Origin of the sequence: Pantoea sp., from assembly GCF_032114055.1 — a bacterium.
Lineage (GTDB): Bacteria > Pseudomonadota > Gammaproteobacteria > Enterobacterales > Enterobacteriaceae > Pantoea.
Genome location: NZ_DAMCTB010000003.1, coordinates 350,711 through 376,354 on the forward strand (window position 1 = coordinate 350,711; position 25,644 = coordinate 376,354).

A 25,644-nucleotide genomic window follows, 5' to 3' on the forward strand; every position below is an offset into this window, starting at 1 on the left:
AATGCAGCAGCTCTCACTCGTTCCGCGCCTGATGCCGGCCGTCAGATGCGGCGAAAAAACCTCGACGATACGATGGCAGGAGGGGGCGATCGTCGCCGGCCCACTGAGGCTGGTTAATCAGCAGGATGCAGCCGATGCGGTCATTGTATGGGTGACGCGCGTTGACACCCTGCGTTTAAGCGAAGTGGCTGCGCGGCTGGGAAAGATGGCGGAATGGCCGGATGCGTGGCTGCTGGAGGGGATGCGTGAACACTATCCGGCTATCTGCCTGAGCAGCGAGGTGCAGCTCATTTATCACCTTACCCCCGCTCAGACAGATGCGAAGCTCGCCGGATGCTGATCAGGTGTGTTCAATCACCAGCAGCGCCAGTGTATCGGGTTCCAGCGCCCTGAATAGATGCAGCTCATCGCCCGGATAGGTAATGTAATCCCCCACCTCCAGCTCGACCGCGCTGTCGACCGGTCCCACCCACGCACGTCCTCTGGCGATGATGATGTGCTCAACGGTATTAGGAATATGGGGTTGTGAAACGCGCTCACTGCCGGGCTGAACCTCCAGCAGATAGATGTCACGTCGCGCGCCAGGCGGGCAGGAGGCCAGCAGAACGGCCTGGTAGTCCGCCAGATCGGCCGTCACCGTCAGGCCTTCTCCACGCCGGATCACCTGCAAACGGCGGGCATCCGGTTCCAGCAACCGCGAAAACGGAATATTCAGCGTCACGCAGAGTGACCACAGGGTTTCGATGCCCGGATTGCCATTCCCTGCCTCGAGCTGGGAAAGCGTGGATTTTGCAATACCGGCGCGGCGTGCCACCTCAGCCAGTGACAATCCTGATCGCTGACGTTCCCGCACGAGGGCAGTGGCAATAATGCTGATAGGGGTATTCAAACGCACTCCTGATAACCTGAATGTTTTTTATATCGAACGTTACGTTCATCTTGTAAAGCGACGTCCGGCTGTTCATTATATCGGATTATACGTTCATTATGAGATGTGATGATGATTTTTCCGCAGATGCAGTTGCTGGATAAAGGGGTGATAAAGGCGATATTCCTGGTCTGCATTGCGGACGGGATCGTCGGCCTTTCTTATGGTTCGCTGGCCTCCGCCGACGGCTTTCCGCTCTGGGTGCCACTGGCCTTATCAACGCTGGTGCTGGCAGGCGCGTCGGAGTTCCTGTTTATCGGCATTGTAGCGGGTGGAGGCAGCCCATTTACTGCTGCCGCAGCGGGTCTGCTGGTCAATGCGCGTCACCTGCCGTTTGGCATTGCGGTAAAGGATCTGGTGGGCAGGGGACCGTCGGGCTGGTTTGGCTGTCACATCATGAACGATGAAAGCGTCGTGTTTGGCATCTCACAGCCACAGCTCGCCCAGCGCCGCAGCGCCTACTGGCTGTGCGGGATTGGGATCGGTCTGATCTGGCCGGTCAGCGTAATGACCGGCGCGGCAATAGGACAGTTCATTCCGGATGTCTCCATGATTGGCCTGGATGCCGTCTTCCCGGCCATCCTGATCGCCCTGATCTTTCCGGCACTGCGTCAGCGTCGTACCCGGATACCCGCCACCGTCGGCGCACTCCTCTCACTGCTGGCGACGCCCCTGGTTCCGGCAGGCATGCCGGTGCTGTTTTCGTTACTGGGTCTGCTGACATGGAGGTCGCGCAAATGACGCATCAGGGAATGATACTGGCCGGCATTGCCCTGCTGGCCGCGGGAACCTATCTGATGCGGTTTGCCGGTGTCCGGCTGGGAAACCGGCTGCCCATCAGTGAGCGCACGCAGCAGATGCTTTCTGATGCGGCCACAATATTGCTGCTGGCCGTCGCGGCAACCACCACCCTGTTTGAAGGCCAGCATTTCGCCGGGATGGCGCGGGTCGCGGGTGTGGGTTTTGCGTTGTTGCTGGCCTGGCGGCGCGCACCGCTGATCATGATCATTCTGGGGGCCGCAATGATGACGGCGCTATTGCGTTTTCTCGGCGTGACCTGACGCGCTTCTTCGCGCGTTACGTTGGGTGGCACGGTTTCCTGCACAGGTTCTGGCCGCCCGCAGCTTCCGGCACGTTTACTCCTGAAAAACCTTGCCTGAACCGCTCGCGCAGATCGGAATAAAAAACTTCACACCATGAGGGAATCGGTTTATGTTTAAGGAAATGATCATTTCCTAATGGTGCCAGCGATGAATGATAACCGCTACAAGGATCGGGGACGGCCACGCGCCTTTGATACCGACGTGGTGCTTGACCGCGCGATGCTGCTGTTTCGTCAGAAAGGGTATCACGCCACGTCGATCGGGGATCTGAGTCAGGCGATGCAGCTTACCACGGGTAGCATCTACAAAGCCTTTACCGACAAACGCACGCTGTTTGCAGAGGTCTTTGCCCGCTATCTCTCTTTGCGTAACAGCAGCCTGGCGCTGCGCCTGGGACAATGTGAAAACGGCCGGGCGAAACTGGAAGAGCTGCTGGCGTTTTATGTGGATTCCGTGCGCGACGTTGAAGGTGAACGTGGCTGTCTGGTGGCGGTCAGCGCCGTGGAGCTGCAGACGCTGGATGAAGAACTGGCGGGCGTGGTCGGTGCGGCTCTGATGCGCAATTACCAGAATCTGCAGCAGCTTATCCTTCAGGGTCAGCAGGATGGCTCAGTGAATCCTTCACTTGATAGCGAGTCTGCCGCCTCACTGCTGCTTTGCATTGTTCTGGGAATGAGAGTCGCCGGTAAAGAGGCGGCGACGCGCCCGGATGCCAGCGTTATTCCACTGGCAATGACGCTGCTCGATTAAATTTTACTCATAAAGGAAATGATTGTTTCCTTATTTAAGGAGGTCCTGTGTTGCCCCATTCCATTTTTCAGCGACACTTTGCTACCGTTGGTTCGCAGCGTCTGCACTATCTTCGCGCAGGTGACGAGCATCCGCAAACTGTCGTTCTGCTGGCGGGGTTTCCGCAAAGCAGTTACGCCTGGCGGGCGGTGATGCCTTTGCTGGCCCGCCGTTTCAATGTTATCGCCCCCGATCTGCCGGGCCAGGGTGATTCAGACTTCCCCGCCGAAGGGTATGATACAGATACGGTTGCAGCGCGCATTGTGATGTTGCTGCAACAGCTTGGCGTGGACCGCTTCTGCCTGGCCGGACATGATGTCGGCGCCTGGGTAGCCTGGTCTCTGGCGGCTCAATTCAGTGAAAAGGTGAGTCGTGTGGCGCTGCTGGATGCGGGCATTCCAGGCATCACGCTTCCGGATACGCTGCCACTGGTGGGGGAAAGCGCCCGGAAAACCTGGCACTTTGCGTTTCACTGTGTGCACGATCTGCCGGAAGCCCTGATCATGGGCAGAGAAGGCCTCTACCTCGACTGGTTTTTCAACCAGAAAGCCGCCAGCCCGCATCGCATCGATCCGGCGGCCCGGCGTGAATATCTGCGCGTCTTTCAACAGCCAGGCGCACTGCGGGCCGGGCTCGCATTTTATCGGGCGTTTGAACAGTCCGCGCAGCAGAATCGCCAGCGTGCGCGGCAGGGGAAACTGTCACTGCCGCTGCTGGCTGTAAGTGCCGATCAGGGCTCGATTCCTGATATGGCTGCGCCGTTACGTGCCGTTGCGCAACATGTTTATGGTGAAACGATAACTGACTGCGGCCACTTTATTCCGGATGAGCAACCCGAAAAAACGGCGGACATCCTGACCCGTTTTTTCACCCGGCGGCTCGAAACAAACGCAGAGGCGCTGTCGTAATGCGGGCGGGCGATGATGCGCTGCGCCGCTAAAGGTATTCATTCCCGGCCGTAGCCTGCACGTTGCTATCTGAACAGCCATCCGGGCATGATGAAAGCCACTTTATGTCCGGAGTTAACGTATGAATCCTTCACTGAAGATAGGTCTGCTGCTGTTTCCTGATGTTACCCAGCTCGATTTAACCGGCCCCTGGGAGGTATTCGCGCGTACGCCGGACGTCGAATGCTTCCTGATCTGGAAAGATTGTCACCCGGTGCGTTCCGATCGCGGCCTGTCGATCGTGCCGACCATGACGTTTACAGACTGTCCGCCGCTGGATGTGATCTGCGTGCCGGGCGGACCGGGGCAGATCGCTCTGATGTCAGATGCGGTCACGCTGGATTTTCTGCAGCGGCAGGCGGAACAGGCGCAGTGGATCACGTCCGTCTGTACCGGATCGCTGGTGCTGGGGGCGGCCGGGCTCCTGCAGGGATATCGTGCCACCTGCCACTGGGGTTCCCTCAATCAGCTGGCCCTGCTCGGGGCAGAGCCGGTCAGCCAGCGCGTGGTGCGCGACCGCAACCGCATCACCGGCGCGGGCGTTACCTCTGGCATCGATTTTGCGCTGACGCTGGTGGCGGAAATCGCCGGTGAAGAAACCGCCAGAGCGGTGCAGTTACAGATGGAATATGACCCTGAACCTCCGTTCAGCAGCGGTTCACCGCGTACCGCACCGCCACAGGAGGTGGCACAGGCGCAGGCTCAGATGGCACCCTTTATCGCCACACGCCGTGCGGCAACGGAAAGTGCGGCTGCCCGGCTGCAGGCTCAGCCGCGTGACCCCGCCGCCGGGAGCAGAACAGACTAACGGCATCCGGAAGTCAGGTCAGGCTGCGCTGCTTCGCCCTGCGATTCGATTTTTATTCCGGATGCGTACGCGGCAATGTCAGCGAAAATAGCGGAGGCTTATTTTTAATGGCGGGATAGAAGTAATTATCCCGCCGCGAAAGTAGGGAAAGTAATGTCACGAGGTAGATTATTAATATTATTGCTGATCTGCTGCTATCTCATACGACTTTCCAATAACTGATTCTATCTTATTGATTTATAGCGATTGATTGCCGCTTATTCCGCGTTGCTTTCTGCAACGTGCTGTGAATAAATAAATGGTCATCATCATCCGCCATCAGGGTGAATAAAAAAGAAGGTCGGCCGGAGCCTGTCGATCTCATATTGCCGGGGCTGCTATGAATCAGGAAAAAGCACGACTGGCCGGGGAAATAAAAGCCAGAGTTAATGAACTCGAATCGCAGTTAATTGCGATTCGACGGGATATCCACGCCCATCCGGAGTTAGGATTTGATACGCTGCGAACGGCCGGTCTGGTTACGGACTACCTGCAGGCGCTGGGGCTTCATCCCCGCAGCGGCGTGGGCCGCACCGGCGTTGTAGTCGATATTGATGGCGCAGAGCCGGGTAAAACGCTGCTGCTGCGCGCCGATATGGACGCGCTGCCTATCCATGAACAGACCGGTTTACCTTTTGCCAGTTGCTATCCTGGAAAAATGCATGCCTGTGGTCATGATATTCATACTGCAACCCTGCTGGGTGTGGCGTCGATCCTGCCGCACTACCGCCAGCAACTCAAAGGCCGGGTCCGCCTGATATTCCAGCCTGCGGAAGAGACACCTGAAAGCGGCGCGGCCGCCATGATTGCGGATGGCGTTGCAGACGGCATCGACTGGGCCGTCACCCTGCATAACAAACCCGAGCTGGCTGCAGGCGAGATTGCCCTGACGCGCGGGGCCAGCACGGCCTCCAGCGACGAATTTGATGTGACGGTGCACGGCGTCTCAACCCACGCGGCGCGCCCGCACATGGGCACCGACCCGATCATCGCCACCGTCCATCTTATCAGCCAGTTGCAGACCCTGATCTCGCGCGAACGCGATCCGGCGCACTCCGCTGTATTGACCATCGGCCATATTCAGGGCGGAACCACCCACAACATCATTCCCGACAGCTGCCTGTTTCAGGGCACGATCCGGACGAAATCGCCTGAGGTCCGCGCGGCCATGGAAGCCTCATTCAAACGGATGTGTGAAGGGGTCGCCCTGGCGCAGAACGTGCGGATAGACGTTAACTTCCAGCGTGGTGTGCCGCCTCTGATGAACGACGATCGCCTGATCGACGCGCTGGAAACTATCCTGTCGCATCAGTTTGACCAGATGATCGTCGCACAGCCCAGCGCCAGCTTTGGAGCCGAAGATTTTTCACTGTTTACGGAACGCGCACCCGGCTGCCAGATCCATATTGGTTCTGCCACACCGGGCCGCGATGACCATCTGCATAACTCCGACTATCAGCCGGATGAACGCAGCATTACCGCCGGGACGCAGGCGCTGACGCGCCTTGCAGTTGATTTACTCTCTTAATTATAAAAATGAGGTTTCTATGATGATGCGTAACCGCCTGTTCATGGCGTCACTGACTGTGGCGCTGCTCGCCACCTCCGCGTTCAGCCAGGCGAAAGATTTTGGCACCCTGAAGTTTGCTACCGAAGCGGCCTATCCTCCGTTCAACCAGACGACGCCGAGCGGCAAAATTGTCGGCTATGAGCCGGACATGGTCGCGGAGCTGGCGAAGCGCGCGGGCTTTAAATATGAAATCATCGCGCAGAAGTGGTCAGGCATGATCCCTGGGCTGATCGACGGTAAATATGATGCCGTGGTCGATGCGGTGACCGTGACGCCAAAACGTGCTGAAGCGATTGACTTCACTCATCAGTATACCGTCAGCGTCTCCAGCTTTGTGACCGCGAAAAAAAGCGCGCTGGCGACGCTGCCAGGCAGCGGCACGGTGGTTGCGGCAGATGACGAAGCCGGGATGAAAAAAGCGATCGACGATCTGAAAACCACCTTTAAAGGCAAAACCATTGCGGTGCAGGTCGCCACCATCCAGGCGGATTTCCTGCAGAAGTACCTGGGCGATGTCGCTACGATCCGCACCTATCAGGCTGGCCCGGAAACCTACGCCGACCTGCTGAATGGCCGCGTTGATGCGGTGATGGCTTCGCGCACCAACCTCAACGCCTTTGTGAAAAAGCAGAGCGATGCGATCAGCAGCAGCGGCTATGGCTTCACTGGTGGCGTACTGGGTGCCGGCTCGGCGATTGGCCTGCGTAAAGGTAACAGCGAACTGCAGCAGGCACTGAATCAGGCGCTGGAGTCGATGATCAAAGATGGAACGCTGAGCAAACTGTCGATCAAATGGTTCGGCGAAGATGTCGCGCCGAAAGCGTAACCCCGGATGCTGATGAATATTGACTGGCAGATACTGGGTTTCGGCGATGAAGGATGGGGGGGCGTGCTGCTTAATGCCGCCGCCGTCACCGTCAGCGTGTCTCTATGCGCCTGGCTGCTGGGCGCGATGCTGGGCAGCGTGCTCTGCTGGATGCAGATTGCCGGTTCTCGCTGGCAGCAGCGGCTGGCGGCAGGTTATGTCACGCTGTTCCGCGGCGTACCGGAGCTGCTGGTTATCTACCTCTTCTACTTCGGCGGACGGCAGGTCGTCACCACAGTCGGCACTGCGCTGGGCTTCCAGGGACCGTTTGATGTCAACGGTTTCGTAGCCGGTGCGATTGCCATCGGGCTGATCTCAGGAGCCTACCAGAGCGGTGTGTTTCGTGGCGCGTTCTATGCCATTCCTGGCGGCACGCTGGAAGCGGCCACCGTCACCGGCATGGGCAGGCTGATGATGTTTCGACGCATTATTGTGCCGCAGGCGTTAAGGACCGCACTGCCGGGCATGGGCAACCAGTGGCAGTCGGTGATTAAAGAGTCGGCGCTGGTTTCCGTGACCGGGCTGGTGGAGACCATGAACCAGGTCTCCACCGCCGCAAACTCTACCCAGATGTCCTTTTTCTTCTACAGCGTCGGGGCAGTGATCTACCTGATTATCACCACCTGTTCCGATATGGTTTTCCGCTACGTGGAAAAGTTTGCGATGCGCGGTCAACAGCGCATAAAAGGGTAAGGAGTCCACGTGGATATCATGTTTTTACAGCAGACGCTGTTGGCGCTGTTAAAAGGATTGCCGCTGACAATCAACCTGGCGCTGCTCTCCCTGCTGGGTGGCGGCGTGCTGGCGCTGCTGCTGAATCTGTTGCGCATGACGCGCGTCGGCAGCCTGTTCTGCCGGTTCTACGTCTGGCTGTTTCGTGGCACTCCGCTGCTGATCCAGATTTTCATGGTCTATTACGGGCTGGGTAGCTTACCGGCGGTGCGTGAGAGCATCTTCTGGCCGCTGCTGCGTGAGCCTTACTGGTGCGGCCTACTGGCACTCATCCTTAACGATGCGGCCTATACCTCGGAAATTCTGCGCGGCGGGCTGCGCGCTGTCAGTCAGCAGTCGCTGGAGGCGGCAAAAGTGTCGGGTATGTCATCGTATAAGATCTTTACCCGCATTACGTTACCGATTGCGGTCCGCCAGGCGTTACCCGCCTACAGCAATGAAATCATCTCCATGATCAAAGCGACGTCACTGGTCAGTACTATCAGCCTGATGGAGATGACCGGCATTGCCGACTCCATCGTCTCTTCCACTTTCCGGGCGCTGGAGGTGTTCCTGAGTGCAGCGTTGATCTACCTGCTGCTGACCATCCTGGTCAGTAAAGGGGTATCAATGCTGGAACGACGCTTATCACCTTACTATTTCGGAGCACGCTCATGACCGCACCTACCATCATGCTGAGCCACCTCAGAAAGAGTTATGCGGGACACGAAGTGCTGCATGACATCAGCCTGACCGCGCAGGATGGCGACGTCATTTCACTGATTGGGGCCAGCGGATCGGGAAAAAGTACGCTGTTGCGCTGCATCCCGTTTCTGGAGATACCACAGGCGGGGGAAATCGCCGTCGGCGACGTCAGCGTCACACTGGACAACGCTGATGAGAAACTGAGCCGCGAGCAACGTCGTCGTATCAAGCTGATGCGGATGCAGCTCGGCTTCGTGTTTCAGAGCTTTAATCTATGGCCGCATAAAACGGTGATGCAGAACATCATCGAAGCGCCGGTGCATGTGCAGAAGCGCAGCCATAAAGAGGCGATCGAAGAGGCTGAAGCCTTGTTGCATAAGGTTGGACTCTATGCAAAGCGTGATGCCTGGCCGTCACAGCTTTCAGGCGGGCAGCAGCAGCGCGTGGCAATTGCCCGGGCGCTGGCGCAGCAGCCCAAAGCGATACTGTTTGATGAACCAACTTCCGCGCTGGACCCGGAGCTGGTGGGTGAGGTGCTGCGGGTTATCCGCGGCCTTGCGGAAGAGGGACGCACCATGATCATCGTGACGCATGAGATGGGCTTTGCGCGCGATGTCTCGAACAAAGCGGTGTTTCTGCATCAGGGTATGATCGAAGAGTCCGGCTCACCGGAACAGGTGTTTCTGGATCCGATCTCTCCTCGCTGCCGCGCGTTTGTGAACAGCCATTTCGAGCGCAATGCAGGCTGACGCTATAAAGCCAGATTTGTCCTGTGGTTCAGCCGCAGTGCTATGCCGCGCCATTTCGTCACCCGGATGGCGCGGCTAATTCTGCTTTACCCTGTCAGCCGCAGCTCACGTAAACCGGAAAAAAATCAGCGCGTTGATTTTTATTTCGCCCTATCGCAAAAAAATTAAAATTTTTTGCATCCGTTTTCCCTGCTCATCCGTATTAACAGATAAGGGCATAACCGTCCTGTCCATAAACTAATGAGGAAAGTGAAAATGAAACCCTTCATGCCAGCTCTGCTTTTTTCTGCTTTAGTCTTCAGCGGTGTCTCTTATGCGGCGACCATGAACAGCGATACGGTGATGGTCGGTGGGGCAGCGATGTACCCGTCGAAAAATATTGTGCAGAACGCCATTAACTCCAAAGATCACACCACACTGGTGGCCGCCGTCAAAGCGGCGGGTTTGGTGCCGACGCTCGAAGGCAAAGGGCCGTTTACCGTTTTCGCCCCGACCAATGCGGCATTCGAAAAACTACCACAGGGCACCGTCGACTCCCTGCTAAAACCTGAGAACAAACAGAAACTCACCAGTGTGCTGACCTATCACGTCGTAGCCGGGAAACTGGATATGAAAGCGCTGCAGAAGAAAATCAAAGCCGGTGGCGGCAAGGCTGAACTGAAAACGGTGCAGGGTGGCGCGCTGTGGGTAATGGCAAACGGCCCACACAACATTCAGCTTAAAGATGCCCAGGGTAACATTGCTAATATCACCACCTATGATGTGAACCAGAGTAATGGTGTCATTGACGTTATTGATACCGTGCTGGTGCCGTAAAAAGTGTCATCTATACTGTGTGTAGCCACTGAGGTGGCTACACCTTCAACAGGCAAAACGATGACAAAAAACGTGCCTCACATTCAGGCTGAGTTAATGAATCAGATTGCCTGCGGCGACAAAGCCGCGCTGGCGCAGCTTTATCACAGCCTCTCTCCAAAGCTGTTCGGCATTATTCTGCGTATGGTCCGGCGCCGTGATTGGGCAGAAGAGATCCTCCACGACACCTTCCTTCAGATCTGGCAATCGGCAGCCTATTACGACGACAGGCGCAGCGAACCACAGATATGGCTCTGCCATATCGCCCGCAATCGTGCGATCGATTTTCTGCGTAAACATGAAAACCGGTGCTGTTCCATGGAGGAGATTACTGAAGCCGAAGCGGGCTTTCACACACCGCTCTCTGTAGATGGCGGACATGCAGAGGCGCGCCGTCTTCAGCACTGTATGGCGCATCTGCCTTCAGAGCAGCGACAGACGCTTTCGCTCGCCTATTATCGTGGCCTGTCGCAGAGTGAAATTGCACTCTCTCTGAGCCAGCCTGAAGGCACGATAAAAAGCTGGATCCGTCGCGCGTTAATCCATCTGCGGGAGTGCATAGGCTTATGAGTCTTCAGGAAAACAGCGACCTTATCGCCGCAGAATATGTGCTCGGGCTGACCGATGACGCCACCCGTCAATCGCTGGATAAACGGCTTAATGAGGACGCGGCCTTTGCTGCCGAAGTCCTGCACTGGCAGAAAGCCTTTAGCGGACTCGATCTCCTCACTCCGGCGGTTGCGCCTGCGCCCGGCGTCTGGCAGAGGATTGAGCGCGATCTCAGCCGCTCCGCTCCCACGGCCTCTGCACCCCGTACATCCTCTCATCCCGGATTCTGGCTCGGCTGGGGGCTGGCGGCGGCGTTAGCGGGACTCCTGATTTTCAGTTACGTGACCAGGCCCGATGTCACCCCTTCACTGCAGCCGGTGGCGGTGCTCAGCGGGGCGCGGCCTGATGCGCAGTTTGTGGTGAGTCTGGATAAGTCCGCTTCGCTGATTGAGGTGTCAGCCCTAAACATTACGTTGCCAGCGGATAAAAACTTTGAGCTATGGCTGATCAAAGGTAGCGCCGCACCGCAGTCGCTGGGCCTGATCGCGCGTCGCGGAAGCAATGCCTTTAAGCTGCCTGCCGGCGCGCTGGATAACCAGACGGTGCTGGCGGTCAGTCTTGAACCGCCAGGCGGCTCTAAACAGGCCGGGCCATCGGGGCCTGTAGTTTTCCAGGGCAGGGTGACACTGCTCTGACCGGGCCGCAGATCCGTGCGGCTTCAGACGTGAATTCCTCACCGGCAGCAGAGCCTGCTGCCGGGCTGACGCTCAGGGCTGATGTCTGCAGCTCGCAAGAATATCGTCAGTGGCAACATATTCACGGGTCTGCACGCCCGTCATCCCCAGCAGCGTGGAAAAGAGATTATCGTGAGAATATTTCTGCGTTGCGGCATGCTGGCTCAGACAGTGGTAGTCCACGCCGTAACGCTGCTTATAGTCAGGCGAAAGCCAGATTAGCAGCGGGACGTGTGTCTGGACGTCAGGCGCAATGGCGTAGGGCAGGCCATGCAGATAAACACCTTTCTCGCCCAGAGACTCACCGTGATCAGACAGATAGACCAGGCTGGTGGTGAATTTATCCTGCCGGGCTTTAAGTAACGTAATCGCTTTATCTACGATGTAGTCCGCATAAAGGATCGTATTGTCATAAGTATTGATCAGCTGCGCCTGGGAACACGCCTGAATCTGTTTCGTTTCACAGGTGGGTGTGAATTTGCGGAATGCCGGGGGATAGCGATGGTTGTAGGTAGGCCCGTGGCTGCCGATGGTGTGCAGCACGATAATGCCATTGCCCTGCAACTGGCTGATATACGCCTCCAGCCCGTGGAAAAGCACCTCGTCATAGCATTCGCCGTTGATGCACATCTCCGGCAGATTAAGATCGGTCATCTCCTGATTCGGCACCCGTTCACACGCACCCTTGCAGCCGCCATCATTCTCATTCCATAACATGCTCAGCCCGGCACGCTGCAGAATATCCAGCAGCCCCTCCTGATGGCTGGCCAGCGCATCGTCATAATGGCTGCGCGGCATAGTTGAGAACATGCAGGGAACGGATACGGCGGTGGAGGTACCGCAGGAAGAGGTTGCCGGAAAATAGATGACGTCCTCTTTCGCCAGCAACGGATTGGTTTCCCGGTCATAACCGCCCAGAGAGAAATTGGCGGCGCGTGAGGTTTCACCCACCACCAGAATCGTCAGGTTCTTTTTTGGGCCGTTCAGCATCTGAGGCTGCTGGCGGGCATCCTCGCCTGTTTTCACCAGCGGAAGGTTGGCCCGCTCGCGATGGCTGTAGTAAGAGAGTGACGCGGCGATGAAATTCGAGGGGCTGAGTGACTTCAGCAGCGAGTGGTTGTTGCGAATCAGCGAGGCGTAATCTTTATAAAACAGCAGTGCAATCAGGGCGATGAGCACCAGTGAGATCGCCAGACTAATGCCGCGCTGTAGGAGCCCTTTCCATACCGGGATGGAGGCTTTAAACCTGGGCCAGAAGGCCAGCGCAGCGACAAAGAATCCGCTCGCCAGGATGACGAGGATCATCTGAGGCGTCAGCAGCGCCAGGCTTTAAGCGGGCGTGGTATCCACAATATTGGTGATCATCGAACGGTCAAGGACGATGCCATAGTGCTGAATAAAATACTGTGCGGTAGCAGCAATAATGACCAATAACGCAATGGTTATCCTGTCCAGCCATAAAAAGGAGGCGAGTGTGACCACGATATTAATAACGCTGAATGCCACCAGCGGCAGAGAGATAAAAAAGAGAATATTGCTCACGCTATCAAAAGGAATGAGCGAACTGGCCTGGCGGTAAAAAGGGAGGTTGAGAAAAACCGAAATATAAAGTGAGAATATAATAATGAATGTCACGCGGTGCAGGACAGGCTGACAGATTCTGAATCGTGGCATAAAGGTATTCCGTAACCTTAATGAAAACTGAGTAAATAAAAAGTCATTTCTGGACGGATTTGCAGGAATCAACCAGATTTGTCGCCGTGCAGAGCGAACAAATGCAGTCAGGGGCTATAATTTATTGCTTAAATGGCACGTTACAACTTTTACCTGACGGACAGGGGGGAGTGGATAAAGCCTCTGCAGGGCTGATACTGTTAAGCAGTAATGAACTTTTTACTACAGATAACGAGATTCTACTCGCAATTATGTGATTCAGATCATGCTTAATCATTTGATGTCATGCATTTTGTTAAGCAAGGCCAGCAGTAATAGCAAAACTGAATGCGGGATGAGGGGTTATTCATCAGGTGCGTATTCGGGTTGGGGTGAGCAGGTATCGGATATTTTGTGGGGCCACGGGTCGGCTATCACGGCGTGGCGGCAGGGTACTGTTCACAAACCGTTAATCCGCTTTTCTGCCCGGGTAATGCGTTTTATGTAGCCTGAATGAAATCCCAATCTCCGGCGTCTGCAATACACTTTTGATCCCCATTGCTCAGACTGGCAACAAACGACAAAAGCGGGTATGTATCGTGCCAGCTGAAAGATCAAAGCAATGCGTTGATCGCCTCCATGACCTGCTGGGTTGCCTCATCCAGGCGGCTTTCATTCCGGCATAACAGCCAGCCGTTGCGGTCAATCTCCTGCTCAAATGCGTGGGTACAGGCGATATGCTCTTCCAGCCGCTGGATTACCGTACTGCCCAGCCCCCGCGACCGTGCCGCGGCTCTGGCCCATGACACCTCGGGGGCCGTCACCACGCCGACGTGCAGGTCCGGCACGCGCACGTTGTGCTCCCGGTTAAGCTGTAAGATCTCCGCAAAAGGGATCAACCGGCGAAATGCGGCATCTGAGGGATACCAGCGGTCCATCAGAATCAGGCTGTCGGCTGGCTGTCTGATCAGAACCTGCTGCGTAATCCATGCCCGGCTCAGCGCAAAGCGTTTGCAAATCTCCCGCTCCAGCTCAACAGAGGGATTTCTGGCCAGCCGATTGACGAGCAACATGGTTTCCGCTCTGAAAGGATCGTTTTTCTTCTCGCAAAGCCGGACTACCTTGCGCTTCTCTGTCCTCAGGCCCTGAGTGATCGCCTCCAGCAGAGTGGTTTTTCCGGCCCCTTTCGGGCCATCCAGCGTGACGAACAGCGGACGGCTCATCATCTGACTGACAGGTAGCAGGGGGTACTAGTAAAACGGGGATCTGATTTGAGCATTCTCTGTTCCGGGCTGAGGGCGTTTCTTATCGTTCATCGCGGGGGGCGCAGGGTCATTGCGGCCAGGGATCCGAGACCCTGATATTCTGATGCGTGCCTGACGCGTGGAGCAGTGTAGTGTAAGAACACCGGGCTGAAAACGAAAAGTATCCAGGCCTGAACAGGGAAATGGCGGTTGCGATCATCCGCAGATCACCACAGCGCGTAAAAAAGCCGCCCTGACGGGCGGCTTTGACCACAGCGATGAAGGGGAGAACGGTGTGGTCGTCTCAGCCTGCTGTGACACGATGGGTAGCGGGACGCTGAGGCAGCAGGACCAGAAAGGCGATAATCATCAGCGCCAGGGCCAGCGAGGCACCGTAACGACTCAGCGCCAGCCCGCCTGCGGCAAAGGGTTTATCCAGGAAGTCACCGACAACTGCACCCAGCGGGCGGGTCAGAATAAAGGCGGCCCAGAAAAGTGCGGTGCGCGACAGTGAAGTAAAGCGACTGGCCGCCCAGATGATAGCCAGCGCGCCGACAAACAGCAGGATCCCGCCATCATAACCCAGCCCTTCGCTGTCTGCCGTCCAGTCTCCTAATGCGGTGCCCAGCGTCTGGGAAAACATGATGGTGACCCAGTAAAACGTCTCCGTCACACCGTTGCTTACCGAGCTGACCGCCACGGTGCCGCAGGTGACTTTCCAGAGAAAGAGCGAAAGCACCAGCAGGGTACTCAGCAGCAAAGTGCCACCCAGATAACCAATACCCAGCGAACGATCAGCAAAATCCGCCAGTGTGGTTCCCACGGTGGTGGTGGCGACCACCGTGAACCAATAGATCCATTTATTAAAGCTGTGGCGGTTAATCTGTATCGTCACCGCAATCAGGAAGATGATGGCGAAAATCAGTGTACCGGTCAGATAACCGAGATTCATTGACATCGTCACTGCGTCTCCGCCAGTTTCACCCAGCGTAGTCGCCGCGATTTTAGTCAGCCAGAACGCTGCGGTTACGGCCGGTACTTTACTGAAGGAGAGAGAGGCTGTGTGATTATCTTGCATAGGGTAACGCTCCGGAAAAGCCTGACATGGGCTAATAAAGCGGAAAGGTTATAAAAATAAAATTAAGTAAAGATTAAGCGAATAGCGGAAGAGAACAATTAGCGGAGCAATCAAATCTGCTACGCAAAAGCGGGCAGGGATCAGGCCGGAATTTGATGTCCGCGTCAACTTCGTCGCCCAACGGCGGGCCGCTGCTCTGCATCTCAGGGACTGGGGACATTGAGCGGGTGCCGTTTTCAGAAAAACGGGCATCACGTTCTCAGTGATGCCGTGCCGGTTAAGAAAAAACTGAACCATGAAGCCGCTGTCTCTGATAAAGCCTGCGCCTGTTTGCACACGCCCTATGCCTGTCAGGCAGATAAAACGGAGCCGCGCCGATAAGGTGATAAAAAATGTCTGTATTTATTAACGCGATCGGTCGGTGAACCTGATGCCCGGATTAAAGATTTTCAGCTTATCAGCCGATAAATACAGACTGATACTTTACCCATACATCCTGATATCAATATTTGTGCAGAGCCACAGGGAGAGTGGCGCCTTAAAAATGCGGCCGGAAAGTTGGCATTGCAGCCAGCGTTCAGGGCAGAGAATCTCGCAGAATGATACTGCTGCCTGGTACTGCTTTCCGTGCCGTGCCGGGCAGAGTTTAGGGTTATAATCAGGTCTGTGCGACGAGTATTGAGCTTGTTTAATATCGTCAGTAACGTCGGAGCCGACCGCCATGTACACAATGATTAAACCCTCCTTTACCGCCATCTGGTCGACAGACGCACAGGGTATCTGCATCGCCAGTCAGGTCAGTCCTGCCGGCGTGATGCCGGAACTCAGGGGCGTGACGCTGAGTTCATGGCTGAGGCTGGCGCAGGCTGAGGATGATGCAAAGGTCGCATTGCAGCTGACGGCGGCACTGGAAGGTCTGACTCCTTTTCATATTGAAGTGCCGATTCACTGTCTGGATGGCAAAACGCGCCGCGTCCTTGTCTCCGGTCTGCCCGATTCACAGCCGGGCACCTCCCATCTGCAGTACAACGGCTTCATCCTCGATGTGACCGGACAGCGCAAAGCGCTGGAGGATGCGCTGCGCACGGCGGCCGAGTATCGTCTGTTGATCGAAAACAGCACTGATCTGATCGCCCACTGCGACGCAGAGGGCCGGTACGTTTCCATCTCCCCCTCTTATTGCGAACTGATTGGCTGGACAGCCGAAGAGGTGATCGGCCGCCGGGTGGTGGATTTGCTGCACCCCGACGATCGTCAGCCCGCGACTGAAGCACTGGCCACGCTCTTCAGCGGCGGCGTGCTGCCGGATGTGGTTGAGGTGCGCAAACTGCATCGCGACGGTCATTACATGTTGATGGGCACCAAAGCCTGTGGCGTGATTAATCCCTCCACGGGCAAGAATATTGGCGCCGTGCTGGTGTCGCGCGATATCACGCGCGAAAAAGAAAAATTACGCGATCTTGAAAAGCTGGCAACCCTGGACACGCTGACCGGGCTGCATAATCGCGCCTGGATCAACGATAAGGTTGAACAGATGCTGGCCCGGACGGATGAACAGGCTTATACCACGGTGATGTTCATCGATCTCAATGGTTTCAAGGCAGTCAACGATCTGATGGGCCACGCGACGGGCGATGCGTTGCTGCAGGAGGTCAGTAAGCGGCTTCAGCGCTGTATGCGTCCGGGCGACTCGGTGGCACGACTGGGCGGCGATGAGTTTGTCGTGGCAGCCCGCTGCACGGACAGTGAAGCGGCATCGTCTATTGCCCTGCGTATCACCAGCAGCCTGCAAAAGCCTTTTACCATCAATAATGTGGAGTTGCGCATCAGCGCCGCCATCGGCATCAGCCTTGCCCGCTTCGGCAACGTCTCCGCTAAAATGTTATTTGAGAATGCGGATAAAGCGATGTATCAGGCCAAAGCCCGCCGTGATGGCACCTTTCAGTTTTTTGACTTTCCTTCACAGCCAGCAGGAGAGTAAGCAGAGGCTGATGCGCTGATTAACGCACTTTCCAATGCGCTCTGCGTCCGAAGCTGCAGTCTGATGAACCCCTTATCATGCAACGGAGCAGTAATTTTACCACTGCCAGAGCAGGTGCCGGGCGCGCCTCTGTACGACACAGATTGATTGCCTTTTTCAGCGGAACCCATTTCACGCCTGACCGGAAGCGACAGAGCGGCACAGCGGCTGCACGTTTCTGTACCTGCTCGTTCACAGGATGATTTTCTGATACCCGCATTCATTGTTGATGCGAATCTGCTTATTCTGTCCTGTTCTCATCTTCTGCGTCATAGGCCGTCTGCGCCTGTTCCAGCGTCTCTCCATGTTGCTTTGCCCAGCTGACCAGCGCCACGAAAGGGGTCTGCAGGGTCTGACCCAGTGGCGTGATCGCATATTCCACTGCCACAGGCGATGAGGCAATCACCCTGCGGCTGACTAATCCGTTACGTTCCAGCCGTCGCAGGGCTTCCGTCAGAGATTTATGGGTAATCGGTTCCAGCCTGCGCTTAATGGCGTTGAATCGCGCAGGCTGGGCGCACAGCACAGTCAGGATCAGCACCGACCATTTGTTCGCTACCTGCTCAAGAATAGGGCGGGTACTGTTGATCTCGGCCAGCAGCGTAGTGATATCAGAGGTCATTCGGTTTCCTTATAGATATCTGGTATACATCAGGTGCGTAATTGACACTAAATATACAAAATATATTATCAGGTGTCTAATGTCTGTCTGGAGTCATAATGATGAAATTAAGTGGAAAAGTCGTTCTGGTTACTGGCGGCAGCAGTGGTATCGGTCTCGCTATTGCCCATCGATTTGCCCGGGAGGGGGCGCGGGTCTTTATCACTGGCCGCCGAGAAACGCAGCTGGCTGAGGCTGTTGCTGTGATTGAGGGCCAGATTGAAACTGTTGCCGGTGATCTCACGCAACCCGACGATCTCGCACGTCTGTTCGATACGCTGCAGGCCAAAGCTGGCCGCCTCGATATCCTCGTCAGTTCATCGGGCGTGGCAGAACCGGCGTCCCTGGACGAGACAACGGAAGCGCACATTGACCGCGCCTTTAATCTGAACGTACGGGCCATGGTGCTGGCGGTGCAGCGTTCGGTGCAGCTTATGGGCGAGGGCAGCGCCATCGTGCTGGTGGGGTCGATCGCTGGCAGCATGGCGAATCCGGGTTACGGCACCTATTCCGCCAGTAAGGCTGCAGTGCGATCCTATGCCCGCACCTGGAGCCATGAACTTGCACCGCGCGGCATCCGCGTCAATACACTGAGTCCCGGTCCGACCGATACGCCGATGTTTGACCAGGCGAGCGATGAAGTCAGGGAGGCGCTGAGTGCTCAGATACCGGCAAAACGGCTGGGGCATCCTGATGAAGTCGCGGCAGCGGCGCTGTTCCTGGCTTCCGATGAGAGCCGGTATATCAGCGGTACTGAACTGGTGATTGATGGCGGCATGTCTGCATAGCGAGGCCCCCGGCTGGCGCTGCCCGTGAGCCGGACAGCGCCGGGTAACTGTCTGAACGCCAGCCCGAATCACGTGCGCAGGATCGTGACACGTCTGCGCGCGTGGGTCAGGCGGTTAACGAGGATGTGATGGCGTTGTGGCGAATCTCCCGTCAGCCGGCCAGCTCCTGAACGTCTGACGCATCTCTCACAGGGTATTCTGCAAACGCGCCACTATTTTACGTCTGTACGCAAAGATAATGGCGCAGAGCAGGAGGCTGAGCATCGCCGTACAGATAAACCCCCCCGCACCGCTCCACGCCAGCATGACGCCACCGATTAATGGTCCGGCCGCAATGCCCAGAGTTGTCAGCATAGATGCGCCAAGATAGGCACCCCGATGCGCCGGCGGAGCGAGCTGATCGAGCAGAATGTTCAGATTCGGCATCAGGATTGCCTCACCCATGCTAAACACACAGGTCACCGTGAGCCATAACCAGGCATCCGGAGAACGTACCGAATAAAAGCAGAGTTGCGACAGGGTGAAAATCAATCCACCCAGCAGAATACGTTTTGGCAGCGTAAAGCCTGCCAGAAACCGCATGATAAAGGTCTGAAACACCAGTACGGTGCATGCGTTGGTCACCAGTATCAGGGTAATCAGCTTAATGGCCTTCTCGCCGTTTAGTAAAAGGAGATACTGAGGCAGAACCGCTTCATAATGAATAAACACCACACTGCACAGAATGCTGCACAGCAGTGCCGCAATAAATACGCTGTCCCTGATGATAATGCCCGTTACCTGATGCAGCCTGAGTGTCACCTCGCGCTCTTTCTGCTCCCCGGCCAGTAATGTCCCTGCCGGGATAAACAGCAGCACGTAAACGAAAAAAGGCAGGTAGGTCAGACCGGTGATCAGAAATGTACCTTTCTGCGAGGTCAGTCCGAAGGCTATCCCGACCAAAGGACCGAATACGGCCGCGATGTTGATCAGGTAATAACGCATCTGCAGCGCAAGCGCCCGGCGACGGCGGTCGCCCAGTAAATCACTCATCAGCGCGCGCAGTGGCGGATCAACCCACGCAAAGGAGACGCCGATAACCATCAGGCCGGTAATAAACAGCCCCAATCCGGTCGCCTTTGCGAGGATGATATAGCCGAGGGCCGAAAAGGCACAGCCGAGCAAAAGAATAACGCGTCGGCCGAGCCTGTCTGAGATCTGTCCGCCATACATGCCGAGCACCACGGAGATCAGAGCGCTGCTGGTCATCGCGCCGCCAATGGCGATCGGAGACATGTGATAGTTCTGCGTCATGATCACGGCAATAAAGGGCCACGCCATAAAATAGCTAAACCGGATGACCAACGTGAAAAAGAGCAGGGCGTGGACGGTTCCCGGAAAAGTCCGCAGCGTCCGGAATAACCCCGGTGTCTGACACGCGCCGGCGGCAGGTTCATTTTTCATAAAATATCCTTATATGAGAATGGTGAGCGATTTTATGGGCGTGCAGATATAAGCTCTTAAATAGTAATAAATTTATTTACACGCCATCGCAACTGAATTGTTAATAAACTGTTGATTTTGCCCGGTTGTCAGGTAAACACCGTTAATCGAAGAGGAATATAAGGAAAACAGGGAAGCCAGGAAGAAAAACGCCGATGTAAGTGCTGAATAAAGGCGTGCAGGCAGATGCCGGGCATTAAGGCATAGATGAGCATGGCCTGCATGAAGCGGTCTGCCGTATCTGTTTATGTCTGACCGGGCTGTAAAGTGATGGATGCAAGTGGATAAGGGATAACAGTTATTGTGTTTCTCTTATACTCAATCGTCTTTTTGATGACCTCGAGGGCTGCTGGAGGGGCTCAGGTTCAGGTCTCTGGTGAAAAGCGGTCGAACACTTTTGAAGTAAATAAAAGCTTTGCTGTAGAAACTGAAATAGTCTGTTGCATTAACCGATGGGCTATTCTGTCAGCTCTGACATCCTTAATGACGACAGGCTGACGAATCAAATAGCACAGAAGCAAGTAAGTTGAGCTGATTTAGTTTCCTGATCAATCTGAATGAGCTTCAGGGAAAGGACAATCCCATCATCATTCCAGACACTCAGGTAATCCTGTTGATCTATGCAAACTAAAAACTGAGGGCCCGTTATGAACATCCATTGTGCAAGGATTACCCCAGACAGCACCGGCTTTGGGCCGCTGAAATCGCAGAGCATAGCCGGGGGATTTAATATGCTGCGTCGGCTGGAAGAAAACTGGCTTAGTGGACATAACCGTTTTGACAGGCCCGGCGAAAGCCTGATGGGTGCGTACGTTGATGGTCTTTTGGTCGGCGTGTGCGGACTTAACATTGACCCTTTTGTATCAGAAACAGGCATCGGGCGGCTGCGACATTTTTATGTAGACAGGGAATGGAGAAACAGGCGGATAGGCAGCTATCTGCTCAAGGAAATACTCAGGGGTGCAGACCGCTGGTTTGATGTGATTAATACCAATGCGCCTTCATCGGCATTCGCTTTTTATGAACGGGCGGGATTTTTTATTTTATCGGGGAGAGACAACGTTACCCATCAGTTCTGCCTCAGAAAACCAGCATGAGCGCATAGTGACCTTTTGGCCCACAGTGAAAACCCATCAGATATTCAGGAAGTTTACTAAACATATTCAGAACTTCAGCATTGCTGTCTGGCGGATTTAAGCAAAAATTACCTCCGTTATTTTGTTGCCCCCTCTGATTGAAATTGGTTTTCAAAAGGCGTCGCCAGGCGCGGGCTCTCAGATATTCAGGGTCTGTTAAATCGCGCAATTGGTAAAAAATTTTATCAGTTGTAACGGATGAACGGCTAACCAGAAATAAAACCGTGTCGTATTGATTGACGATAAGTGCGCTTATTTTACGGATAAAACCGTTGCAGATATACAGCGATTAAACAGTATTAATTTTTCTGAATACATTCATCAGTCTTGACTGTTCGCAGCGCTGTTCCACTGCCTCGCCAGTGTTACAAAATTGTTTCCTCGTTCATTTTCAGCGCGGCTATAACGTTAGGGCGTTAGCAAAATAAGACCAAAGATAAACACTATTCTGAGGATGGATGGCGATGAAAACATTAACAAGAAGACATTTTATGGCTTTTGCGGCAGGTGGAACGGTTGCACTTGCAGCCGGTCAGGCGCTGGCTCACGACAATAGCGTAAAGACGTTTCCTGCCGGAACGGGCGGTGGAGGACGGGATCCCGGTCCTCATGATCCCATCCGTGAAGCAGAAAACCCGGACATCGTAAATCCGCCTGAGACAGACAGCGGAACACTGCCGAATCTCCATTTCTCTTTCAGTGACGCGCACGTTCGTAAGGGAAGCGGTGGCTGGACGCGGCAGGTGACGCAGCGGGAGCTGGGCATCTCCACGACGATTGCGGGCGTCGATATGCGTCTTAATGCCGGAGGCATCCGCGAGCTGCACTGGCACAAGGAGGGCGAGTGGGCTTATATGACTTACGGTAACGCACGGGTGACAGCGTTTGACACCAGTGGCGGATGGTTCGTCGATGATATTGCAGCGGGTGATCTTTGGTATTTTCCGCCCGGTATTCCTCACTCGATTCAGGGGCTCGGTCCTGACGGCTGTGAGTTTTTACTGGCGTTTGACGACGGCAATTTTGATGAGGACAGCACTTTTCTGCTGTCAGACTGGTTCAGACATATTCCGCCGGAAATTCTGGCCAAAAACTTTAAGGTACCGGTCTCTTCATTTGCCCATCTTCCTTCACCTGATGATGAATATATCTTTGCCGGCAACGTTCCAGGCAGTCTGGAATCGGACAGCATAAAAGGTGCTGCGAAATCGAAAATTCGCTTTACGCACAGGATGCTGGCTCAGGAGCCGGTACGCGCGCCGGGAGGAACCGTCAGGATCACCGATTCATCTAATTTCCCGGTTTCAAAAACGATCTCCGCCGCGCTGGTGGAAATTGAGCCAGGCGGCCTGCGTGAACTGCACTGGCACCCCAATAATGATGAGTGGCAATATTACCTTGAAGGCGAGGGGCGGATGGGGGTCTTTGCCTCATCAGGTCAGGCAAGAACGTTCGACTATCGCGCCGGGGATGTTGGCTATGTGCCCTTTGCAATGGGTCACTACATCGAAAATACCGGTAAAGGGCCGCTGCGTTTTCTTGAACTGTTTAAAAGCGATTACTATGCCGATATTTCACTTAACCAGTGGCTGGCCAGTACACCGCCTGAACTTGTCCGGCAACATCTGCACCTGGATGATGAATTTATGAACATGCTCTCGCTTAAAAAGAATCCGGTAGTGAAATAATCAGTAAGGGTCTGTGGCTGAATGACCCGTACAGACGCTGCTAAGTTGTAAACCTAAAAGAGTCCGCTGCTGGCGAGCAGACTTACACTCCGGTCCATGTCCGCTTTGTGCGAGAAGCGGACATTTTGCCTCGGTCCAGGGTAGCGGATTGTTTTGTCGGTTATATACCTTCCTTGCTGTGTACCTCTAAATCGGCAATAGATAATTGCAAATGTTCCAGAAACGCCTTCACTTTGACAGGTAGATATTTTCTGCCGGAATACAGCGCGTAGAGCACCAGATCTTCAGGTTCGCGATTACAGTTAATTTTTATAAGGGAGCCGTTGTCGATTTCGGATTCACACGCATGGAGAGGCAAAATGGCGAAGCCAAGTCCTTTTAGTGCAGCGGCTCTGGCCATCTGTCCGCTGTTCACCTTGTAACTGGAATGCACCCGGACGGTTTGGTTTTGTTTAAATCTCCATGGCGTTCCCTGGAGTACCGACATACTGGTAATGCAAGGGATGTGGGCTAATTCATCTGGCGATCGTGGCAAGGGGTAACGTTTCAGAAGTTCTGGTGCGGCCACCACACAGCTTGGCCAGCGCAGAATTTCCCTGGCAACCCAGCTGGAATCCTCCAGTGGTCCACGCCCAAAGCGTAATACCAGATCAAATCCGTCCAGTAGTCCTTCTGTTGGATCCAGCTGAGTGTCACAACTGAGCTGTATTTGTGGATGCCTGATGCAGAAGTCAGCAAGAATATCGGCCATGAATGGAAGGTCTGGGGTAATGATTTTCAGATGGCCTGAAAGTGAATCACCGAATAGGGATACTTCTTCCAGGGCATGGTCCAAAGCGCGCGTGAGCGGTGTAATGGATTGATATAGTCGTTTACCGGCTGCGGTTGGAATTATCTTGCGGGTTGTGCGCTCCAGCAGCCGCACGCGAAGTTGTTGTTTAAGTAAAGCGACATGACGGCTGACATTAGATGATGGCAGTTGAAGCTGATCTGCTGCGAGCTTAAAGCTCAACTTTTCATAAACAGCCTGAAAGCAGATCAGCCACTGCATCTCAAATTTTTCAATCATAAATTATCCCAGTAAATGAGATTAATAAAACTATATTGCCATATTTATCAGCAATAAGGAGGTCATTACAATTTCTATTACGTTTCGTAACAGGAAGAAGATGATGACCAGACCTAAGAAAATTGCCATCGTAGGAGCCGGGATTGCTGGAATGGCGCTGGCAATACTTGCAACCAGACAGGGCCATCAGGTCAGCATATTTGAACGTGGCAGCACCGTATCCACTGCAGGAGCGGGTGTGACGTTGTGGCCCAATGCCATGTTCGTCATGCAGAAGATGGGTCTGGACAAAAAGGTAATTCAGGTGGGTGGTACGCCCTGCATGATGCGCCAGTTTGACCGATATGGTCTTCTTCAGACAGAGTTCGATATTTCAGCAGTAAATTCACTATGCGGTTTTCCCAGCGTGACAGTCTTACGACGTGAGCTACTCAGCTTATTGATCGGTGCGCTGGATAGTCTGGATTGCGAGATCAAATTTAGTTGTGCAATCACTAATGCAGACGTAATGAAGTTGAGCCAGAAGTTTGATCTGGTCGTGGGGGCTGACGGGCGTATGAATTCAGTCGTCCGCCAGGCGTTGTATGCGGAGAGAATACCTCCTCATTATCATGGCTTTGTTAACGTAATAGGCGTAGGCAGACAACGAGAGGGCAGCCTGAGCAACGTCATCGATGATTTTCGAGGCCGGGGGGAGCGTTTTGGCATCGTGCCGGTGAATAACGGGTGGTGCTATTGGGCAGGTGCATGGAACGCTCCTGTTAACGATGAACGCCTTCGAGCGCATTATTTCGATGCGTTGCATCAGCGTTTTCAGGACTGGCCTGATCCTGTGCAGAATGTATTGGAGTCATGTGATAAAGCATCGGTTAAGTGCATTTTTGTTCATGACATTGATCCTCTTCCTTTCTGGCATCAGGACAATATTTTACTGATTGGAGACGCGGCTCATGCTTCCTTACCGACTTCCGGGCAGGGAGCATGCCAGGCGCTGGAAGATGCATGGCATTTGGCTCGCTTATTGAGGGAGATCGACGATATAAACATTGTTCCGGAAAGCTTTTACCAACTAAGACATAGCAAGACCTCAGCAGCACAGCTGACTGGAAGACAATTCGCTGATAAGATTTTTTCTGAACAACCTGAACCACTGTTGCCTGCCACTAATATTTCCACTGCTGAACTCAGTCGGTTTTGGATGCAGGGTTTGACGTAGTGGCCATTTAAAACCCAGTCATGGTGACCGGATTTGTCTGTATGTCTGTTGAACATATAATTAACCAGCGCGCCGATGGTTATTTGAGCCCGGACCTGGCAGGGTCCGCTTCTGGCACGAAGTTGACTAACAGCAGGCCATGGTCCGCTACGAGTGAGAAGCATAAGTCTCTGCTGCCTGAGCTGGAATAGAACTTTGATGGTGCGGCGGGCGCGAAGAACAGTCCGCATGCAAAAGCTTTCCCGGTGGCGTTAAAA

At 54.7% G+C, this 25,644-nt stretch carries 25 protein-coding genes and 1 pseudogene; 19 read left to right on the plus strand and 7 right to left on the minus strand.

The genetic code is table 11. The features are described 5' to 3' along the window. The first annotated feature begins 1 nt into the window (after window position 1). Entirely contained in the window at window positions 2-340 is a 339-nt protein-coding gene (locus RT657_RS08085; RefSeq protein WP_313653618.1) for an ASCH domain-containing protein, read from the plus strand. Here the strand turns inward: RT657_RS08085 and RT657_RS08090 are convergent, their stop codons facing one another. Then, entirely contained in the window at window positions 341-889 is a 549-nt protein-coding gene (locus RT657_RS08090) for a helix-turn-helix domain-containing protein (protein WP_313653619.1), read from the minus strand. It lies immediately after the preceding gene. Window positions 890-1,000: 111 nt separating this feature from the next. Here RT657_RS08090 and RT657_RS08095 point away from each other — a divergent pair, with 111 nt between their 5' ends. The 13 genes from RT657_RS08095 to RT657_RS08155 all read left to right on the plus strand — a co-directional run bounded on the left by RT657_RS08095 (window position 1,001) and on the right by RT657_RS08155 (window position 11,313). Then, the gene (locus tag RT657_RS08095; protein WP_313653705.1) at window positions 1,001-1,669 is read left to right on the plus strand and encodes an AzlC family ABC transporter permease; all 669 of its coding nucleotides are present in this window, start codon (window positions 1,001-1,003) and stop codon (window positions 1,667-1,669) included. Further along, window positions 1,666-1,989: an AzlD domain-containing protein gene (locus tag RT657_RS08100; RefSeq protein WP_313653621.1), complete on the plus strand. Its 324-nt coding sequence runs from the start codon at window positions 1,666-1,668 to the stop codon at window positions 1,987-1,989. Before RT657_RS08095 ends, RT657_RS08100 begins: the two co-directional genes overlap by 4 nt. A 177-nt stretch (window positions 1,990-2,166) precedes the next feature. Next, complete coding sequence (locus tag RT657_RS08105) at window positions 2,167-2,781, plus strand: TetR/AcrR family transcriptional regulator (protein ID WP_313653622.1); 615 nt, start codon at window positions 2,167-2,169, stop codon at window positions 2,779-2,781. 47 nt (window positions 2,782-2,828) lie between these two features. Next, window positions 2,829-3,728, plus strand: coding sequence for an alpha/beta hydrolase (locus RT657_RS08110; protein ID WP_313653623.1), 900 nt, complete (start codon window positions 2,829-2,831; stop codon window positions 3,726-3,728). Between the two features lie 121 nt (window positions 3,729-3,849). Next, window positions 3,850-4,575 carry a DJ-1/PfpI family protein gene (locus RT657_RS08115; RefSeq protein WP_313653624.1) on the plus strand — a complete coding sequence of 242 codons (726 nt, stop codon included), beginning with the start codon at window positions 3,850-3,852 and terminating at the stop codon, window positions 4,573-4,575. Window positions 4,576-4,954: 379 nt separating this feature from the next. After that, window positions 4,955-6,142, plus strand: coding sequence for a M20 family metallopeptidase (locus RT657_RS08120; protein ID WP_313653625.1), 1,188 nt, complete (start codon window positions 4,955-4,957; stop codon window positions 6,140-6,142). A 19-nt stretch (window positions 6,143-6,161) separates the two neighbouring features. Beyond that, window positions 6,162-7,010, plus strand: coding sequence for a transporter substrate-binding domain-containing protein (locus RT657_RS08125; protein ID WP_313653627.1), 849 nt, complete (start codon window positions 6,162-6,164; stop codon window positions 7,008-7,010). Window positions 7,011-7,016: 6 nt separating this feature from the next. Continuing rightward, window positions 7,017-7,742, plus strand: coding sequence for an ABC transporter permease subunit (locus RT657_RS08130; protein ID WP_313653629.1), 726 nt, complete (start codon window positions 7,017-7,019; stop codon window positions 7,740-7,742). A gap of 9 nt (window positions 7,743-7,751) precedes the next feature. Further along, window positions 7,752-8,438, plus strand: a complete 687-nt coding sequence (locus tag RT657_RS08135) for an ABC transporter permease subunit (protein WP_313653630.1) — start codon at window positions 7,752-7,754, stop codon at window positions 8,436-8,438. Further along, window positions 8,435-9,214 (plus strand): ABC transporter ATP-binding protein, encoded by a 780-nt coding sequence (locus RT657_RS08140; RefSeq protein WP_313653631.1) that lies wholly within the window; start codon window positions 8,435-8,437, stop codon window positions 9,212-9,214. Before RT657_RS08135 ends, RT657_RS08140 begins: the two co-directional genes overlap by 4 nt. Before the next feature lie 255 nt (window positions 9,215-9,469). After that, the gene (locus tag RT657_RS08145) at window positions 9,470-10,030 is read left to right on the plus strand and encodes a fasciclin domain-containing protein (protein WP_313653633.1); all 561 of its coding nucleotides are present in this window, start codon (window positions 9,470-9,472) and stop codon (window positions 10,028-10,030) included. 60 nt (window positions 10,031-10,090) lie between these two features. Further along, entirely contained in the window at window positions 10,091-10,639 is a 549-nt protein-coding gene (locus RT657_RS08150; protein ID WP_313653635.1) for a sigma-70 family RNA polymerase sigma factor, read from the plus strand. Next, window positions 10,636-11,313 (plus strand): anti-sigma factor domain-containing protein, encoded by a 678-nt coding sequence (locus tag RT657_RS08155; RefSeq protein WP_313653636.1) that lies wholly within the window; start codon window positions 10,636-10,638, stop codon window positions 11,311-11,313. Before RT657_RS08150 ends, RT657_RS08155 begins: the two co-directional genes overlap by 4 nt. 72 nt (window positions 11,314-11,385) lie before the next feature. Here RT657_RS08155 and eptA read toward each other — a convergent pair. The 3 genes and pseudogenes from eptA to RT657_RS08170 form a co-directional block, all read right to left on the minus strand. Continuing rightward, window positions 11,386-13,026 (minus strand): annotated as a pseudogene (gene eptA / locus RT657_RS08160) (phosphoethanolamine transferase EptA). A gap of 593 nt (window positions 13,027-13,619) precedes the next feature. Beyond that, the gene (locus RT657_RS08165) at window positions 13,620-14,228 is read right to left on the minus strand and encodes a dTMP kinase (protein ID WP_313653707.1); all 609 of its coding nucleotides are present in this window, start codon (window positions 14,226-14,228) and stop codon (window positions 13,620-13,622) included. A 325-nt stretch (window positions 14,229-14,553) separates the two neighbouring features. Further along, window positions 14,554-15,327: a hypothetical protein gene (locus RT657_RS08170; protein ID WP_313653638.1), complete on the minus strand. Its 774-nt coding sequence runs from the start codon at window positions 15,325-15,327 to the stop codon at window positions 14,554-14,556. A 721-nt stretch (window positions 15,328-16,048) separates the two neighbouring features. Between RT657_RS08170 and RT657_RS08175 the strand changes: the two genes are divergently transcribed. Continuing rightward, window positions 16,049-17,308, plus strand: a complete 1,260-nt coding sequence (locus RT657_RS08175; protein WP_313653640.1) for a diguanylate cyclase domain-containing protein — start codon at window positions 16,049-16,051, stop codon at window positions 17,306-17,308. 280 nt (window positions 17,309-17,588) lie between these two features. Here RT657_RS08175 and RT657_RS08180 read toward each other — a convergent pair whose 3' ends face one another. Next, window positions 17,589-17,969, minus strand: coding sequence for a helix-turn-helix domain-containing protein (locus RT657_RS08180; protein WP_313653643.1), 381 nt, complete (start codon window positions 17,967-17,969; stop codon window positions 17,589-17,591). Between the two features lie 98 nt (window positions 17,970-18,067). On the opposite strand from RT657_RS08180, the gene RT657_RS08185 reads away from it, so the two are divergent. Further along, on the plus strand, window positions 18,068-18,796 hold the full coding sequence (locus RT657_RS08185) for an SDR family oxidoreductase (protein WP_313653644.1): 729 nt from the start codon (window positions 18,068-18,070) through the stop codon (window positions 18,794-18,796). Window positions 18,797-18,982: 186 nt separating this feature from the next. Here the strand turns inward: RT657_RS08185 and RT657_RS08190 are convergent, their stop codons facing one another. Next, window positions 18,983-20,239 (minus strand): MFS transporter, encoded by a 1,257-nt coding sequence (locus RT657_RS08190; protein ID WP_313653645.1) that lies wholly within the window; start codon window positions 20,237-20,239, stop codon window positions 18,983-18,985. Window positions 20,240-20,925: 686 nt separating this feature from the next. Here RT657_RS08190 and RT657_RS08195 point away from each other — a divergent pair. Both RT657_RS08195 and RT657_RS08200 read left to right on the plus strand, forming a co-directional pair. After that, window positions 20,926-21,375 (plus strand): GNAT family N-acetyltransferase, encoded by a 450-nt coding sequence (locus RT657_RS08195; RefSeq protein WP_313653646.1) that lies wholly within the window; start codon window positions 20,926-20,928, stop codon window positions 21,373-21,375. Window positions 21,376-21,905: 530 nt separating this feature from the next. Continuing rightward, a complete protein-coding gene (locus RT657_RS08200) occupies window positions 21,906-23,102 on the plus strand; it encodes a cupin domain-containing protein (RefSeq protein WP_313653647.1) in 1,197 nt (398 codons plus the stop codon). 160 nt (window positions 23,103-23,262) lie between these two features. On the opposite strand, the gene RT657_RS08205 is transcribed toward RT657_RS08200, so the two are convergent. Then, window positions 23,263-24,171: a LysR family transcriptional regulator gene (locus RT657_RS08205; RefSeq protein WP_313653649.1), complete on the minus strand. Its 909-nt coding sequence runs from the start codon at window positions 24,169-24,171 to the stop codon at window positions 23,263-23,265. A gap of 100 nt (window positions 24,172-24,271) precedes the next feature. On the opposite strand from RT657_RS08205, the gene RT657_RS08210 reads away from it, so the two are divergent. Then, window positions 24,272-25,387 carry an FAD-dependent monooxygenase gene (locus RT657_RS08210; protein ID WP_313653651.1) on the plus strand — a complete coding sequence of 372 codons (1,116 nt, stop codon included), beginning with the start codon at window positions 24,272-24,274 and terminating at the stop codon, window positions 25,385-25,387. Window positions 25,388-25,644: the final 257 nt, after the last annotated feature.

Bases quoted from the DNA above. Each gene is read 5' to 3' on its own strand.
- RT657_RS08185 (WP_313653644.1), top strand. From the start codon at position 18,068: ATGATGAAATTAAGTGGAAAAGTCGTTCTGGTTACTGGCGGCAGCAGT.
- RT657_RS08085 (WP_313653618.1), top strand. From the start codon at position 2: ATGCAGCAGCTCTCACTCGTTCCGCGCCTGATGCCGGCCGTCAGATGC.
- RT657_RS08140 (WP_313653631.1), top strand. From the start codon at position 8,435: ATGACCGCACCTACCATCATGCTGAGCCACCTCAGAAAGAGTTATGCG.
- RT657_RS08145 (WP_313653633.1), top strand. From the start codon at position 9,470: ATGAAACCCTTCATGCCAGCTCTGCTTTTTTCTGCTTTAGTCTTCAGC.
- RT657_RS08130 (WP_313653629.1), top strand. From the start codon at position 7,017: ATGCTGATGAATATTGACTGGCAGATACTGGGTTTCGGCGATGAAGGA.
- RT657_RS08175 (WP_313653640.1), top strand. From the start codon at position 16,049: ATGTACACAATGATTAAACCCTCCTTTACCGCCATCTGGTCGACAGAC.
- RT657_RS08210 (WP_313653651.1), top strand. From the start codon at position 24,272: ATGATGACCAGACCTAAGAAAATTGCCATCGTAGGAGCCGGGATTGCT.
- RT657_RS08125 (WP_313653627.1), top strand. From the start codon at position 6,162: ATGATGATGCGTAACCGCCTGTTCATGGCGTCACTGACTGTGGCGCTG.
- RT657_RS08190 (WP_313653645.1), bottom strand. From the start codon at position 20,239: ATGAAAAATGAACCTGCCGCCGGCGCGTGTCAGACACCGGGGTTATTC.
- RT657_RS08095 (WP_313653705.1), top strand. From the start codon at position 1,001: ATGATTTTTCCGCAGATGCAGTTGCTGGATAAAGGGGTGATAAAGGCG.
- RT657_RS08155 (WP_313653636.1), top strand. From the start codon at position 10,636: ATGAGTCTTCAGGAAAACAGCGACCTTATCGCCGCAGAATATGTGCTC.
- RT657_RS08120 (WP_313653625.1), top strand. From the start codon at position 4,955: ATGAATCAGGAAAAAGCACGACTGGCCGGGGAAATAAAAGCCAGAGTT.
- RT657_RS08195 (WP_313653646.1), top strand. From the start codon at position 20,926: ATGAACATCCATTGTGCAAGGATTACCCCAGACAGCACCGGCTTTGGG.
- RT657_RS08205 (WP_313653649.1), bottom strand. From the start codon at position 24,171: ATGATTGAAAAATTTGAGATGCAGTGGCTGATCTGCTTTCAGGCTGTT.
- RT657_RS08170 (WP_313653638.1), bottom strand. From the start codon at position 15,327: ATGCAAGATAATCACACAGCCTCTCTCTCCTTCAGTAAAGTACCGGCC.
- RT657_RS08115 (WP_313653624.1), top strand. From the start codon at position 3,850: ATGAATCCTTCACTGAAGATAGGTCTGCTGCTGTTTCCTGATGTTACC.
- RT657_RS08200 (WP_313653647.1), top strand. From the start codon at position 21,906: ATGGCTTTTGCGGCAGGTGGAACGGTTGCACTTGCAGCCGGTCAGGCG.
- RT657_RS08105 (WP_313653622.1), top strand. From the start codon at position 2,167: ATGGTGCCAGCGATGAATGATAACCGCTACAAGGATCGGGGACGGCCA.
- RT657_RS08100 (WP_313653621.1), top strand. From the start codon at position 1,666: ATGACGCATCAGGGAATGATACTGGCCGGCATTGCCCTGCTGGCCGCG.
- RT657_RS08180 (WP_313653643.1), bottom strand. From the start codon at position 17,969: ATGACCTCTGATATCACTACGCTGCTGGCCGAGATCAACAGTACCCGC.
- RT657_RS08150 (WP_313653635.1), top strand. From the start codon at position 10,091: ATGACAAAAAACGTGCCTCACATTCAGGCTGAGTTAATGAATCAGATT.
- RT657_RS08165 (WP_313653707.1), bottom strand. From the start codon at position 14,228: ATGAGCCGTCCGCTGTTCGTCACGCTGGATGGCCCGAAAGGGGCCGGA.